This window comes from Streptomyces sp. NPDC046866 (assembly GCF_040704625.1).
Classification (GTDB): domain Bacteria; phylum Actinomycetota; class Actinomycetes; order Streptomycetales; family Streptomycetaceae; genus Streptomyces.
The window spans coordinates 162,431-177,184 of record NZ_JBEYXN010000013.1 but is presented as its reverse complement, the minus strand read 5'-3'; the positions used below and the strand labels follow the sequence as shown (position 1 = coordinate 177,184).

The following is a 14,754-nucleotide window of genomic DNA, read 5'->3' as shown; positions in this document are numbered from 1 at the left end:
GCGATGAGTCGCCGGCGGCCCGGGAGTCTGAACCACTGAACGGACCCCTACCCCGGAGCGCAGAGCCATGGCCAAGCTGACCCTCACCACCTTCGTCACCCTCGACGGCGTGATGCAGGCCCCCGGCGGCCCCGACGAGGACCGCAGCGGCGGCTTCGCCTACGGCGGCTGGCTCGTGCCGTTCGCCGACGAGGGCATGGGCGCGTTCATGACGGAGGTCTTCGACCGGGTGGGGGCCTTCCTGCTCGGGCGCCGGACGTACGAGATCTTCGCCGGGTACTGGCCGCAGCACGACGACCCCGCCGACCCGATCGCGAGCCGCCTCAACACCCTGCCCAAGTACGTGGCCTCCACCACGCTGAAGGACCCGCAGTGGGCCCGCACCACCGTCATCGACGGCGAACAGCTGCAGAGCGAGATCGTGCGGGTCAAGGACGCGCTGGGGGAGGACCGCGAGCTGCAGGTGCACGGCAGCGGCAGGCTCGCGCAGTGGCTGCTGGCACGGGACCTGGTGGAGGAGCTGAACCTCCTGGTGTTCCCCGTGTTCCTCGGTGCGGGGCGCCGGCTGTTCCCGACGGGCGGGCTGCCGACCGCGTACGAGCTGACCGCCTCGCGCACGACGGAGCGCGGCACGGCCATCCACACCTACCGCCCCACGGGGCGCGCCGCGTTCGGCAGCTTCTGATGCGGCCGCCGCCCCGTACCGAAACCGCTCGACCGGCATGATCGGCCGGCGGTACGGTGGCCCCGCACCCGTGCGAGCCGCCGACGTCTCCACCCGCTGACGAGCCGTTGGAGAACCCCCGGTGACCTCGACCGCCGCCTCGGCCGCCCTGCCCGGCCGCACCACCGCCCCGCGCCGCCCCTGGCTCGCCGACCTGCCGGTCCTGGCCGTCGCCGTCGTCTGGGGCGGCAGCTACCTCGCGGCCAAGGGCATCACCACCGCGGACACCGTGGTCGCGGTGCTGGTGCTCCGCTTCGCCCTCGTCCTGCCCGTGCTCGTCCTCGCCGGGTGGCAGCGGCTGCGCACGCTGGACGCCGGGCAGCTGCGCGCGGCGGCCCTGCTCGGACTCGTCCTCGGCGGGATCTTCGTCCTGGAGACCTACGGGGTCGTCCACACCTCCGCCACCAACGCCGGGCTCATCATCAGCCTCACCATGATCTTCACGCCGCTCGCCGAGGCCGCCCTGCAACGCCGGGCGCCCTCCCCGGCGTTCCTGGCCGCCGCCGGCCTCTGCGTCGCCGGTGTCGTCCTGCTCACCCAGGGCGCCGGCCTCGCCGCCCCCGGCCTCGGCGACCTGCTGATCCTCGGCGCCGCCCTCGCCCGCACCCTCCACGTGCTGCTCACCGCCCGGACGACCGCCGTCCGCGACGCCGACTCGCTCTCCCTGACGACCGTCCAGCTCGCCGCCGCCACCGGCGTCTTCGCCGTCCTCGCCGCCGTGCCCGGCACCGGAGACGGCCCCTGGGCGGCGGCCGCCGCCTTCGGCCCCGCCGCATGGGCCGGGCTCGCCTTCCTCTCCGTCCTGTGCACCCTCTTCGCCTTCTTCGTTCAGATGTGGGCCGTGCGCCGCACCTCGCCCTCCCGCGTCAGCCTCCTCCTGGGCACCGAGCCCCTGTGGGCGGCCGCCGCCGGCATCGCCCTGGGCGGCGAGCACCCGGCCCCGGCCGTCCTCGCGGGCGCCGCGCTCGTCCTGGCGGGCACGGCCTGGGGGCGCCGGGCCGCGTCCGCCTGAGCCGCCCGCCCGCCGGACGGGAACGCGTGGCCGGTTGCCCGTCCCCGGAGTGACCGGAAACCGGCGGGTAGCCGGATCAACTGCCGCCGTAGGGTGGCCACATGCCTCAACCGGATATCAGCGGCAACTCCGCGGACTTCCACGCCGACCCGTACTCCTACTACGCCCGGCTGCGCGCGGCGGGCCCGGTGCACCGGGTCGGCGTCACGGCCGCCGCGTACGAGCCGACCTTCATCGTCGTCGGCCACCAGGAGGCCCGACAGGCCCTCAACCACCCGGGCCTGTCGAAGGACTGGCGCGCCAGCCTGCCCGACGTCGCCCACACGCCGGCCAACTTCAACATGCTGGAGTCCGACCCGCCGCACCACACCCGGCTGCGCAGGCTGGTCGCCCGCGAGTTCACCGCCCGCCGCGTCGAGGCGCTGCGCCCCCGCGTCCAGCAGATCACCGACGAGCTGCTCGACGCGATGGCCGCCCGCCCGGAGCGCACCGCCGACCTCATCGAGTCCGTCGCCTTCCCGCTGCCGATGACCGTCATCTGCGAGCTGCTCGGCGTGCCCGACCTCGACCGCGCCCGCTTCAGCCACTGGTCGAAGGAGGTCGTCTCCCCGACGGCCGGCGCCCCCATCACCGCCCCGCACCAGCAGCTCAGCCTCTACCTCGGCGAGCTCATCGAGGCCAAGGCGAAGGAGGAGGCCGACGACCTGCTCGGCGCCCTCATCCGCACCCGCGACGAGGACGGCGACCGCCTCTCCCACGACGAGCTGATCGGGATGGCCTTCCTGCTGCTGATCGCCGGCCACGAGACCACCGTCAACCTCGTCGCGAACGGCATCCGGGCCCTGTTCGCCCACCCCGACCAGCTCGCCGACCTGCGCGCCGACTGCGAGGGCCTGCTCGACGGGGCGGTGGAGGAGATGCTCCGCTACGAGGGCCCCGTCCAGAACGCCACCTTCCGCTACGCCCGCGAGGAGCTGCGGCTCGGCGGCAGCACCATCCCGGCCGGCGCCACCGTCGTGGTCTCGCTGGGGGCGGCCGACCGCGACCCCGGCCGCTACGCCGACCCCGACGCCTTCGACATCCGGCGCGCCCCGCAGGGCCACCTCGCCTTCGGCCACGGCCTGCACTTCTGCCTCGGCGCACCGCTCGCCCGTATGGAGGGCAAGATCGCCATCCGCGGCCTGCTGGAACGCTTCCCCGGCCTGGCCGAGGACCCGGCCGCCGGGGCGCCGGTCTGGGTCACGGGGAGTCTGATGCGCGGAGTGAGCCGGCTGCCGGTGCGCTGGTAGGCGCGGCGCGTGCCCCGCTCACAGGTCCGGGAGCTCCTCCAGCACCACCCGGCGCCGCTCCCGCCGCGACAGCTCGCACGCCTCGGCGATCCGCAGCGCGGCCAGTGCCTCCCGGCCGTCGCACGGGTTGGGGCCCTCGCCGCGCACCAGCCGTACGAAGGCGGCCAGCTCCGCCTCGTACGCGGGCCGGAACCGCTCCAGGAACCCCGTCCACGGCCGGCCGGCCGGGGGCGGGCCGTGCGGCTCCGTCGAGGCGATCGGCGTACGGTCGTCCAGCCCGGAGGAGATCTGGTCGAGCTCCCCGGCGAGCTCCATGCGCACGTCGTACCCGGCGCCGTTGCAGCGCGTGCCCGTGCAGGTGGCCAGCGTGGCGTCGTCCAGCGTCAGCAGGGCCGCGGCCGTGTCCACGTCGCCGAGCTCCCGGAACCGCACGGGACCCGCGTCCGAGCCGGTCGCGTACACCTCGGTGACCTCGCGCCCGGTCACCCAGCGGACCATGTCGAAGTCGTGCACCAGGCAGTCCCGGTACAGGCCCCCGGACGCCGCCAGGTAAGCGGCGGGCGGCGGCGCCGGATCGGCCGTCATCGTCCGTACGGTGTGCAGCCGCCCCAGCGCCCCGGAGCGCACCAGCTCCCGCGCCGTGCGGCAGCCCGCGTCGAAGCGCCGCATGAAGCCCAGCTGGAGCACCCCGCGCGCCGCCTCCACCTCGCGCAGCACCGCCAGCGTCCGGGCGAGGTCCGCCGCCAGGGGCTTCTCGCAGAACACCGGCAGCCCGCCCCGCACGGCCCGTACGACCAGCCCGGCGTGCCCGTCGGTGGAGCAGGCCACCACCAGCGCGTCCACGCCCCAGGTGAAGACCTGCTCCACGGAGGGCGCGGCCGTGGCGCCGAGCCGGTCGGCGAGCCGCGCGGCCCGCTCCGGGACCGCGTCGGCGAGCAGCAGCGAGCCGGCGTCCGGGTGGCGTGCCAGCGCCGCCGCGTGGAAGGAGCCGATCCGGCCCGTTCCGATCACCCCGATGCGCATGCACTCAACCTGACCCCGTCCGCAGGAGCTGTCAATCTGCCCGGAGAGGTCACCGATGGCACGGTTGGCCGGGATCGCCTCGAAGCCCCCGATGACCTCACAAGGTGCACTGTGGCGGATACTGGGCGGCTGGAACCGGAATGACCGCTTTGGCATCGACGGCACACCGGCCGCACTCCCGGCCGCACACGGCCGTACACAGACCATGGCAGGCAGTACGCAGGACGAGGGAAGGGCAGGCACGCAGACGTGGCTAGGGTCGGGACAGGGGTACGCGTCGTGGGCGCCGTGCTCGCCGCGGTGCTGGGGGCCTCCCTGGCGGGATGCAGCAGTACGGGCGGCAAGCGCGCCGAGGAGCGGGCCAAGGCCGCCGCGGCGGGCCGGCCCGCCGTGTCCACGCCGCGCTGGACCTTCGCGATGGTCACCCACGCGGGAGACGGCGACACCTTCTGGGACATCGTCCAGAAGGGCGCCAAGGAGGCCGCGGCGAAGGACAACATCAACTTCGTCTACGCCCACGACGACCAGGCACAGCAGCAGGCCCAGTTCGTGCAGAACGCCATCGACCAGAAGGTCGACGGCATCGTGGTGAGCCTGGCCAAGCCCGAGGCCCTCAAGGACGTCGTCGCCAAGGCCGTCAAGGCCGGCATCCCGGTGATCACGGTGAACTCCGGATCCGCCCAGTCCGCGCAGTACGGTGCCCTCGCCCACATCGGCCAGGACGAGGAGATCGCCGGTGAGGCGGTCGGCACCGAGCTGGCCCGGCGCGGCCGCAAGAAGGCGGTCTGCGTCCTGCACGAGCAGGGCAACGTCGGCCACGAGCAGCGCTGCGCCGGCGCCAAGAAGACCTTCGCCGCAGGCGGCGGAAGCATGGAGAACCTGTACGTCGAGGGCACCAACATGCCCTCCGTCCAGGCGGCCGTCCAGGCGAAGCTCCAGGCCGACCCCTCCGTCGACGCCGTGCTCACCCTCGGCGCGCCCTTCGCGCCCACCGCGATCAAAGCGAAGGAGGCCGCCGGCAGCAAGGCCGAGGTCGACACCTTCGACCTCAACGAGTCCGTCGCCCGCGACCTGAAGTCCGGCGGCATCGGCTTCGCCGTGGACCAGCAGCCCTACCTCCAGGGGTACGAGGCCATCGACCTGCTGTGGCTGTACCGCTACAACGCGGACGTGCTCGGCGGCGGCCGCCCTGTGCTCACCGGCCCGCAGATCGTCACCGCCGACCAGGCCGCCAAGCTGGAGGACTACATCAAGCGGGGCACCCGATGAGCGCCCTGGCCCCCGCCCCGGCGCCGCCCCCGGCCTCCGCGGGCTCCGCCGACGAGCGCCTCGCGCCCGTCTCCCTGCTGCGCCGCCTGCTCGGCCGCCCCGAGCTCGGCGCGGTCGTCGGCGCCGGCGCCGTCTTCGTCTTCTTCTGCTTCGCCGCCGACAGCTTCCTCAAGGCCTCCAGCCTGAGCACGGTGCTGTACTCGGCCTCCACCATCGGGATCATGGCGGTCCCGGTGGCCCTGCTGATGATCGGCGGGGAGTTCGACCTCTCCGCCGGCGTCATGGTGACCAGCTCGGCGCTGATCAGCTCGATGTTCAGCTACCAGATGACCGCCAACGTCTGGGTCGGCGTCCTCGTGTCGCTGCTGGTCACCCTGGCCATCGGGTTCTTCAACGGATTCATGCTGATCCGCACCAGGCTGCCCAGCTTCATCATCACGCTCGGCACCTTCCTGATGCTGACCGGGCTCAACCTCGGCTTCACCAAGCTCATCACCGGCACCGTCTCCACCAAGACCATCGCCGACATGGAGGGCTTCCCCTCCGCCCGCGCCCTCTTCGCCTCCCAGTGGACCGTCGGCTCGGTCACCCTCAAGGTCACCATCCTGTGGTGGCTGGCCCTGGTGGCCGTCGCCACCTGGATCCTGCTGCGCACCCGCGCCGGGAACTGGATCTTCGCGGTGGGCGGCGGCGCCGATGCCGCCCGCGCCGTCGGCGTCCCCGTCGTCAAGACCCGCATCGGCCTCTACATGGGCGTCGCCCTGTGCGCCTGGATCTCCGGGCAGCACATCCTGTTCTCGTACGACGTGGTCCAGTCCGGCGAGGGCGTCGGCAACGAGTTGCTGTACATCATCGCGGCCGTCATCGGCGGCTGCCTGATGACCGGCGGCTACGGCTCCGCGATCGGCGCGGCCGTCGGCGCCTTCATCTTCGGCATGACCAGCAACGGCATCGTCTACGCCCAGTGGAACCCGGACTGGTTCAAGTTCTTCCTCGGAGCCATGCTGCTGCTCGCCGCGCTGCTCAACGCATGGGTCCGCAAGCGGGCGGAGGCCAAGTGAGCGCGCTGGTGAAGCTGACCGGGGTCAGCAAGTACTACGGCAACATCCGCGCCCTCCAGGGCGTCTCCCTGGAGGTCTCCGCCGGCGAGATCACCTGCGTGCTCGGCGACAACGGCGCCGGCAAGTCCACCCTCATCAAGATCATCTCCGGGCTGCACCAGCACGACGCCGGCAGCTTCGAGATCGAGGGGGAGGAGACCGTCCTCGCCAACCCGCGCGCCGCCCTCGACCGCGGCATCGCCACCGTCTACCAGGACCTCGCCGTCGTCCCGCTCATGCCGGTCTGGCGGAACTTCTTCCTCGGCTCCGAGCCCACCCGCGGCCGCGGCCCCTTCCGCCGCCTCGACGTGGATGCCATGCGCGAGACCACCCGCGCCGAGCTGCTGCGCATGGGCATCGACCTGCGCGACGTCGACCAGCCGATCGGCACCCTGTCCGGCGGCGAGCGGCAGTGCGTCGCCATCGCCCGCGCCGTGTACTTCGGCGCGAAGGTCCTCGTCCTGGACGAGCCCACCGCCGCCCTCGGCGTGAAGCAGTCCGGCGTGGTCCTGAAGTACGTCGCCGCCGCCCGGGACGCCGGCCTCGGCGTGGTCCTCATCACGCACAACCCGCACCACGCCCACCTCGTCGGCGACCGCTTCGTCCTGCTCAAGCGCGGCACCATGGCCGGCAGCCACACCCGCGACTCGATCACCCTCGACGAGCTCACCCGGCAGATGGCCGGCGGCTCCGAGCTGGAGGAGCTGAGCCACGAACTGGGGCGGGTGGCAGAATCGGGTCCGACGACCGACACGACGACCCGCACCCGGACCGGGACCCCCGGCGCCCCGGGGACCGACACCCAGAGGGACGACACGACTCGATGAGCACGTACCGGGACTTCACGCTCACCCACCGGGGGGCAGCGCGGAGCACCGTCCTGCGGACCATCGGCACCCGTGAGCGCCGGTCGCACCTGACCGCCCCGCGCGTCCCGACCGTCGGCATCGACATCGGCGGCACCAAGGTGATGGCCGGCGTCGTCGATGCCGACGGCGTCATCCTGGAGCAGATCCGCACCGAGACCCCCGACAAGTCCAAGAGTCCCAAGGTCGTCGAGGACACCATCGTCGAACTGGTCCTGGACCTCTCCGACCGGCACGACGTGCACGCCGTCGGCATCGGCGCCGCCGGCTGGGTCGACGCCGACCGCTCCCGCGTGCTGTTCGCCCCCCACCTGGCCTGGCGCGACGAGCCGCTGCGCGACGCCCTCCAGTCCCGCCTCGCCGTCCCCGTCATGGTGGACAACGATGCCAACACGGCCGCCTGGGCGGAATGGCGCTTCGGTGCCGGCCGCGGTGAGGACCACCTCGTCATGATCACGCTGGGCACCGGCATCGGCGGCGCCATCCTGGAGGGCGGCCAGGTCAAGCGCGGCAGGTTCGGCGTCGCCGGCGAGTTCGGCCACATGCAGGTCGTCCCCGGCGGCCACCGCTGCCCCTGCGGCAACCGCGGCTGCTGGGAGCAGTACAGCTCCGGCAACGCCCTGGTCCGCGAGGCCCGCGAGCTGGCCGCCGCCGACTCCCCGGTCGCGTACGGCATCATCGCCCGGGTCGGCGGCAACGTCCACGAGATCACCGGGCCGCTCATCACCGAGCTCGCCCGCGAGGGCGACGCCATGTGCGTCGAGCTGCTCCAGGACATCGGCCAGTGGCTCGGCGTCGGCCTCGCCAACCTCGCCGCCGCCCTCGACCCGGCGTGCTTCGTCATCGGCGGCGGCGTCAGCGCCGCCGACGACCTCCTGATCGGCCCGGCCCGCGACGCCTTCCGCCGCCACCTCACCGGCCGCGGCTACCGCCCCGAGGCCCGCATCGCCAAGGCCCAGCTCGGCCCCGAGGCGGGCATGGTCGGCGCGGCCGACCTGGCCCGCCTGGTCGCCCGGCGCTTCCGCCGCGCCACCCGCAGGCGCGTCGAGCGCCACGAGCGCTACGCTCGGCTCGGCCGCCGGGACACGCCGGCCCCCGAGGACCGCGACGAGCAGGCCCGGAACGAACTGGGCCACGACCACAACCAGCAGGCCCGCACCCCCCAGCAGGACCAGGAACAGCAGTGACACCGCCCACCCTGCCCCGCCAGGCGCCCGCCCCCGACGAGGGCGGCGCGCCGACCTCCACGGCGGAGGACCGCAAGCACGTCGTCAAACGCCGGTGGATCACCGCCATCATCATCCTGCTGCTGGTCGGCGTGCCCGCGGGCTACCTCGCCGTCTCCGCGCAGCAGAGCCGGCAGAGCGGCCGGGACAAGGCCGCCAAGGTCGGCGCGAGCAAGGTCCGCCCCGGCTGGCCCTCCCGGGTGCAGCGCAGCATCTACGACGTGCCCATCCCGGAGAAGGCCTGGAAGGTCGGCTTCCTGGAGACCAACAACTGGCACACCAGCCGGCTGTACGTGCAGTTCGCGGTCACCCCCGCCGACCTGGACACCTTCCTCGCCGACGTCGGCACCGGCCGCGGGTCCCTGACCCGCGGGGTCACCATCGACGCCCACGACGCCTCGGTGGCCGGCTGGAGCTGGGGCCCGAACAACGCCTGGTACGGCATCACCCTCGAACAGCCCGACCCGCGCCCCACCCGCGACGTCACCGTCGACCTCACCGACCCGGGCAAACCCCGCGTCTACGTGGTCTCCACCGCGGTCCCGTAGGCCGCGCAGCGGTCCGGGCGGAGCGCCCCGCCCGGCCCGGGGCCGGCCGCTAGCCTGGGATCATGAAGCTCACCAAGCGGCTGCACTCCTGTGTCCAGCTCGAGAAGGACGGGCGCGTGCTCGTCATCGACCCGGGCGCCTTCAGCGAGCCCGACGCGGGCCTCGGAGCCGACGCGCTGCTCGTCACGCACGAGCACCCCGACCACTTCCACGAGGGCCGGCTGCGCGCCGCCCTCGACGCCAACCCGGCAGCTCAGCTGTGGACGCTGGACAGCGTCGCCCGGCAGCTCGCCCCCGCCTACCCCGGCCGCGTCCGCACCGTCGGCAACGGCGACGCCTTCACCGCCGCAGGCTTCGAGGTGCAGGTGCACGGCGAACTGCACGCCCTGATCCACCCGGACATGCCCCGGGTCACCAACGTCGGCTACCTGGTCGAGGGTTCCCTCTTCCACCCCGGCGACGCCCTGACCGTCCCCGGCGTCCCCGTGGAAACGCTGATGCTGCCGGTCCACGCGCCCTGGAACAAGGTCGGCGAAGTGATCGACTACGTCCGCGAGGTCAAGCCGGCCGTCGCGATCGACATCCACGACGCCTATCTGTCGGACATCGCCCGCCCGATCTACGACTACGCGCTGGAGGCCCTCGGCGGCGCTCCGCACAGCCGTCTGGCCGCGGGGGACACCGCCGAGGTGTGAGCCCGGCCGCTGTCGGTGCCGGGCGGTAGGTTGGACGTCATGCGTATCGCCACGTTCAACGTCAACTCGATCACCGCCCGGCTGCCCCGCCTGCTGGCGTGGCTGGAGTCCTCAGCCCCGGACGTCGTCTGCATCCAGGAGACCAAGTGCTCCGCGGAGCAGTTCCCGCACGCGGAGCTGCGCGAGCGCGGGTACGAGGCGGCCGTCAACGCCACCGGCCGGTGGAACGGCGTGGCGCTGATCTCCAAGGTCGGCCTGGAGGACGTGGTCACGGGCCTGCCCGGCGGCCCCGACTACGAGGGCGTCCAGGAGCCCCGGGCGATCTCCGCCACCTGTGGCGGCGTGCGCCTGTGGTCGGTGTACGTGCCCAACGGCCGCGAGGTCGAGCACGACCACTACGGCTACAAGCTCGACTGGCTGCGCGCCCTGACCGCGGCCGTCGCCGCGGACGCGGCCGGCCCGCGCCCCTTCGCCGTGCTCGGCGACTTCAACGTGGCCCCGACCGACGAGGACGTCTACGACCCGGCGCTCTTCGCGGGCCTCACCCACGTCACCCCCGCCGAGCGCGCCGCGCTGGAGGCCCTGCGCGACGCCGGCCTGGCCGACGTGGTGCCGCGCCCCCTGAAGTACGACCGCCCGTACACGTACTGGGACTACCGCCAGCTCTGCTTCCCCAAGAACCGCGGCATGCGCATCGACCTGGTGTACGGCAACGAGCCGTTCGCCAAGGCCGTCACCGACGCCTACGTCGACCGCGAGGAGCGCAAGGGCAAGGGCGCCTCCGACCACGCCCCCGTCGTCGTCGACCTCGACCTCGACCCCGGCGCGTAGCGGCCGCAGGCCCGGCGCCGCCGGGCCGGATCCAGGCGCGCCCTGTGGCCAGGCGGGCGTCCTGGTGCCAGGCTGGGCGACATGAACATCCCCTTCCTGGACCACTGGCTCAACCGGAACGACACGGAACGGGGTGCGGGACTGGCCGCCGCCCTCGCGCAGGACCCCGAGGGCGTCAACGAGTTGTTCTCGGAATGCGAGGTGCTGCGCGTCCACGCGCGGGCGGCGGGGCTCGAACTCGACGGGAGCCCCGCCTCGTTGGAGGCGCTGGACCAGCTGATGCCCCGCTGGCGCCGGGACCCCGAGATCGTCCCCTGGCTCGGCAACGACGCCGGCTTCTACCTGGGCACCGTGATCGTCCGCTCCCGCTTGGGCGCCGCCTGGCAGGTCTGGCCGAACGGCCAGCCGGCGATCCGCCTGGCCTCGGGCCGCGAGCTGAACGTGATCGAGTGGGGGGTCTCCTGGGCGATGACCGGCTCCCCGGAGCTCTCCCAGGCGTACGCGGAGGCGTCCGAAGGGGGCGTCCGGCCTCCGGAAGAGGGAGCGGCATGAGCGTCGACATCGTCTACGAGACCCACTCGCTGACCGAGGACAACGAGCGCGGCATCGCCACCGGCCGGCTGCCCGGCCGCCTCTCCGCGACGGGCCGGCGGCTCGCCGCCCGGCTCGGCGAACGGCGCCGCGACGACGGGCTCGCCGCGGTCTTCGTCTCGGACCTGCACCGGGCGGTGGAGACGGCCCGGATCGCGTTCGCCGGCACCGCCGTCCCCGTCCACCGGGACCCGCGGCTGCGCGAATGCGACTACGGCGAGCTCAACGGCTGCCCGGTGGCGGCCCTGGAAGGCCGGCGCTCCCGCCACATCGACGCCCCGTACCCCGGAGGCGGCCAGAGCTACCGCCAGGTCGTCGCGGCCACCGAGGACTTCCTCCACGACCTGGCCGCCGGCTGGAGCGGGCGGCGGGTCCTGCTCATCGCCCACTCCGCCAACAAGTGGGCCCTCGACTGCCTGCTGGCCGGCGCCTCCCTCGAGGACCTGGTCGACGCCCCCTTCGGCTGGCAGGAGGGCTGGAGCTATACGCTCCCCCGTCACTTCTCGCGCAGGGGAACCGCGACGTAGGAGGGGTCGGTGCGGGGGGAGGTGAAGGTGAGCTGGGCGGCCAGGGGGTTGTGCTCGATGTACAGGGGGTCCACCGTGTCGATGACCAGGGCCAGGCGGTGGCCCGCGGGGACGTCGTACGCGGTCGAGAAGAGGTCGAGGTCCACGCCGAAGGGCTGGTGGGGGGTCCTGCCGTGGAAGGTGTACGGGGCGTTGGTGACCAGCTTGCCGATGCCGAGCGGGCCCACGTCGTAGAGGTAGGCGATGAACGTGCCGTCGGACCGGGTCGGGGTGACCGTGGTGTGCAGCCTGGCCGTGCCGCGGATGCGCTTGTCCGTGTCGTGGCGCCCGGACTGCCAGACCGCCGCGAAGGCCCGCGGCAGGAGCGGGACGGCCGCGGCCGGGGGAGCCTTCACGAACTGGTCGAGGGCGCTGGAGAGCAGCACGATGCCGCCGTCGGCGCCGGAGTCGACGCCGGTGAAGACGTGCTCGGTGTCGGTGAGGGGGAGCTTCTCGGTGGCGGCCGCGCCGACGGCCTTCCAGTCGGGGTAGCCCTCGTAGCCCTCGCTGCTGCGGGACTTGATCTGCACCGGGGCCTCGGTGTCCACCCCGTTGCGCTCGCCCTTGAGGTAGCGGTCGAACCAGCGGTGGGCGTTGGTCCAGGTGTCGTTCGGCAGGCCGAACAGGCCGCTGCCCTCGGCGGTGGCGTGGTCGCCGGGGCGGAACTCCAGCCGCTTGGGGCCGGTCAGCTTCTCGTAGAAGGAGCCGTACTGGTTGGGCGGGAAGATGGTGTCGCCCCAGGCGTTGCCGAGCATGACCGCGGCGCCGTTGGTGTTGATCCGGTCGACCTGCTCGGAGGCCGAGCGCCGGCGCCCCCAGTCGATCAGCTGCTGTTCGCGGTCGAGTCGGGAGCCGGCGAAGTCGCTCAGCACCTGATGGAGTTCGGGGCTCGGGCGGCCGGTGAGGTAGCCGGCCGCGCCGAGCAGGGCAGCGGCCTGGACGTGCTGGGTGCGGCCGGAGTAGATGGACTCGATGAGGTCGGCCCAGCCGCTGAGCGCGACCACGGCCTTGATGCGGGAGTCGTGCGCGGAGGCGAGCAGGCTGATGCCCGCGCCGTACGAGACCCCGCCGACCCCGATGCGGCCGGCGTCGGCCGGGGTGTGGGCGAGGGCCCAGTCGATGACGGCGGAGACGTCGGCGACGTCGGGCGGGCCGGCCACCTCGACGTGGCCGCCGGAGAGCCAGAAGCCGCGGGAGGTGTAACTCACCACCACGTAGCCGGAGTCGGCGAGCCTCTTGGCCTGGGCGATGTACTCGACCTGCGGCATGCCCCAGCTCGACGGGAGCACGATCAGCGGGTACGTGCGGCCGGGCGCGGCGTCGGCCGGGGTGAGGACGTTGCCCTTCAGGGTGATCCCGCCGGAGCCCGGGATGTCGTGGAAGCGCAGCTCCGGCGAGGCCGGGACGGTGGCGGTGGCGGGGGCCGGGGCCGGGGTCTCCGCCAGGGCCTGCGTGGGGGCCAGGCCCAGGGCGGCCACGGTCAGGGCGGCCGCCACGGCCGCCGCGGTGGGGGTGCGGACCATCGAGGGCTCCTCGCGTGCGCCGGTGTCCGGGGGTCTAAGTGACCCGACGGTAACCGGCGGACCTTACCCGCGGTAACCCACCAGTAAGTTACGCACTGGTAACGATTGGTCAGCCGGGCGTTCTTTCCGGCCGTTCAGCCGTTCAGCCGTTCAGCCGTTCTGCGGGGCCACCCCGTTCAGGGCGCTCTTGGCCTTCCAGTCCTCCCAGGACAGGTTCCACTCGCCGAAGCCGTTGCCGATGTCGGCCTTGCCCTTGGAGCCGTTGCCGGTGACCTCGACCGCGTCGCCGACCTGGGCCATCTCGAACAGCGCCTTCGCATCGGAGTCGCTCATGCCCACGCAGCCGGAACTGGCGTTGACCTGTCCGAACTTGCCCGCGTTCCACGGGGCGGCGTGGATGTACATGCCGGACCAGGTCACGCGCATCGAGTAGTCGACCATCTTGTCGTAGGAGTCACCCAGGCCCACCGTCTGGGAGTCCATCCGGATGGTGCCCTCCTTGGACATCAGCACCATCTTCCCGGACCACGAGGCCTTCTGGCCGCCCGGCGTGCCCGCGGAGACCGGGATCGTCTTCACCGTCCGGCCGTCCTCGACCACCGACATCTTTTTCGCGTCCAGGTCGACCTGGAGCCGCCGGTCCTTGCCGATCTTGAAGTCGGTGACGTAGTCGCGGACGAAGTAGCCGCCGCCCTGGCCCGAGTCCACGCCGTTGAGGTTCATCTCGACCTTGACCTCGGTGCCGGACTTCCAGTAGTCCTTCGGCCGCCAGTCCACCCGGTCGTTGCCGGTGTAGTCCTTGAACCAGCCCCAGGACCCCTCGGTGTTGTTCGAGGTGGTCACCTTCAGGTGCTTCTCCACCTCGGCCTTGTTCTTCACCGGGTTGTCGAAGACCAGCGAGACGGGCTGGGCCACGCCCACCGTCGAGCCCTTGCCGGGGACGATCGCGACCTTGTTCACCTTGTCCGCGGCCGTCGTCTTGAACCGGGCGCTCGCGCTCTGGCTGTCGGTGTTCTGCGCCTCGACCTTGTAGTCCGTGCCCGGCGCCGCGTTGCGCTCGGAGGTCCAGGTCCGGCCGTCGTCGGCTATCTTCCCGGGCAGCTCGCCGCCCTTGCCGTCGGAGACCTTCACCTGCGCCAGCTTGCCCGCGGCCAGGGTGACCGTCACCGGCTCGCCGGGCTTGGCCTGGTCGCCCGTGAGGTTCACGGAGATCGCCATGTCCGGCTTCTTCTCCGTCTCCGCCTTGCCGTCGGCGCCCCCGCCGCCGGAGCCGCCGCTACAGGCGGTCAGTGCGGCGGCCATGAGTGCGGTACCCGCCAACGCGGCACGGCGGATGGTTGCGGAACGGCGTGTACGGCTCAACGAAGGGCCCTTTCAAGCGGCAGCGGCAGTGGACGTCCGCACAGAGGGATGCAGACAGGGCGACTGTAGGTTGCGCAATCCGCCGAAAAGCTCCGGCTTTCGCCGTGTGACGTCGACCGCAGCAAAACG

The 14,754-nt window shown here is 72.7% G+C and carries 15 protein-coding genes; 12 read left to right on the top strand and 3 right to left on the bottom strand.

The window, feature by feature from the left end:
- Positions 1 to 67: 67 nt before the first annotated feature.
- From AB0953_RS20580 to AB0953_RS20570, 3 genes are all read left to right on the top strand, one after another.
- Positions 68 to 685, top strand: coding sequence for a dihydrofolate reductase family protein (locus tag AB0953_RS20580; protein WP_366860938.1), 618 nt, complete (start codon positions 68 to 70; stop codon positions 683 to 685).
- A 121-nt stretch (positions 686 to 806) separates the two neighbouring features.
- Entirely contained in the window at positions 807 to 1,736 is a 930-nt protein-coding gene (locus AB0953_RS20575) for a DMT family transporter (protein ID WP_366860937.1), read from the top strand.
- Positions 1,737 to 1,837: 101 nt separating this feature from the next.
- Complete coding sequence (locus AB0953_RS20570; protein WP_366860936.1) at positions 1,838 to 3,025, top strand: cytochrome P450; 1,188 nt, start codon at positions 1,838 to 1,840, stop codon at positions 3,023 to 3,025.
- 18 nt (positions 3,026 to 3,043) lie between these two features.
- Here the strand turns inward: AB0953_RS20570 and AB0953_RS20565 are convergent, their stop codons facing one another.
- Positions 3,044 to 4,048 (bottom strand): Gfo/Idh/MocA family oxidoreductase, encoded by a 1,005-nt coding sequence (locus tag AB0953_RS20565; protein WP_366860935.1) that lies wholly within the window; start codon positions 4,046 to 4,048, stop codon positions 3,044 to 3,046.
- 279 nt (positions 4,049 to 4,327) lie between these two features.
- On the opposite strand from AB0953_RS20565, the gene AB0953_RS20560 reads away from it, so the two are divergent.
- The 9 genes from AB0953_RS20560 (at position 4,328) to AB0953_RS20520 (ending at position 11,701) form a co-directional block, all read left to right on the top strand.
- Positions 4,328 to 5,317, top strand: coding sequence for a sugar ABC transporter substrate-binding protein (locus AB0953_RS20560; protein WP_366860934.1), 990 nt, complete (start codon positions 4,328 to 4,330; stop codon positions 5,315 to 5,317).
- Complete coding sequence (locus AB0953_RS20555) at positions 5,314 to 6,378, top strand: ABC transporter permease (RefSeq protein WP_366860933.1); 1,065 nt, start codon at positions 5,314 to 5,316, stop codon at positions 6,376 to 6,378. Before AB0953_RS20560 ends, AB0953_RS20555 begins: the two co-directional genes overlap by 4 nt.
- Positions 6,348 to 7,244, top strand: coding sequence for an ATP-binding cassette domain-containing protein (locus tag AB0953_RS20550; protein WP_366860932.1), 897 nt, complete (start codon positions 6,348 to 6,350; stop codon positions 7,242 to 7,244). The genes AB0953_RS20555 and AB0953_RS20550 overlap by 31 nt, the downstream gene beginning before the upstream one ends.
- The gene (locus tag AB0953_RS20545) at positions 7,241 to 8,470 is read left to right on the top strand and encodes an ROK family glucokinase (RefSeq protein ID WP_366860931.1); all 1,230 of its coding nucleotides are present in this window, start codon (positions 7,241 to 7,243) and stop codon (positions 8,468 to 8,470) included. The genes AB0953_RS20550 and AB0953_RS20545 overlap by 4 nt, the downstream gene beginning before the upstream one ends.
- Positions 8,467 to 9,057, top strand: coding sequence for a hypothetical protein (locus tag AB0953_RS20540; protein WP_366860930.1), 591 nt, complete (start codon positions 8,467 to 8,469; stop codon positions 9,055 to 9,057). The genes AB0953_RS20545 and AB0953_RS20540 overlap by 4 nt, the downstream gene beginning before the upstream one ends.
- 62 nt (positions 9,058 to 9,119) lie before the next feature.
- Positions 9,120 to 9,752, top strand: coding sequence for an MBL fold metallo-hydrolase (locus AB0953_RS20535; protein WP_366860929.1), 633 nt, complete (start codon positions 9,120 to 9,122; stop codon positions 9,750 to 9,752).
- A gap of 39 nt (positions 9,753 to 9,791) precedes the next feature.
- Positions 9,792 to 10,583, top strand: coding sequence for an exodeoxyribonuclease III (locus AB0953_RS20530; protein ID WP_366860928.1), 792 nt, complete (start codon positions 9,792 to 9,794; stop codon positions 10,581 to 10,583).
- An 81-nt stretch (positions 10,584 to 10,664) separates the two neighbouring features.
- Positions 10,665 to 11,135 carry a DUF6278 family protein gene (locus tag AB0953_RS20525; protein ID WP_366860927.1) on the top strand — a complete coding sequence of 157 codons (471 nt, stop codon included), beginning with the start codon at positions 10,665 to 10,667 and terminating at the stop codon, positions 11,133 to 11,135.
- Positions 11,132 to 11,701, top strand: coding sequence for a histidine phosphatase family protein (locus AB0953_RS20520; protein ID WP_366860926.1), 570 nt, complete (start codon positions 11,132 to 11,134; stop codon positions 11,699 to 11,701). The genes AB0953_RS20525 and AB0953_RS20520 overlap by 4 nt, the downstream gene beginning before the upstream one ends.
- Here AB0953_RS20520 and AB0953_RS20515 read toward each other — a convergent pair.
- Both AB0953_RS20515 and AB0953_RS20510 read right to left on the bottom strand, forming a co-directional pair.
- Positions 11,671 to 13,263, bottom strand: coding sequence for a CocE/NonD family hydrolase (locus AB0953_RS20515; RefSeq protein WP_366860925.1), 1,593 nt, complete (start codon positions 13,261 to 13,263; stop codon positions 11,671 to 11,673). The genes AB0953_RS20520 and AB0953_RS20515 overlap by 31 nt on opposite strands.
- 150 nt (positions 13,264 to 13,413) lie before the next feature.
- Positions 13,414 to 14,565, bottom strand: coding sequence for an Ig-like domain-containing protein (locus AB0953_RS20510; protein WP_366860924.1), 1,152 nt, complete (start codon positions 14,563 to 14,565; stop codon positions 13,414 to 13,416).
- Positions 14,566 to 14,754 lie beyond the last annotated feature (189 nt).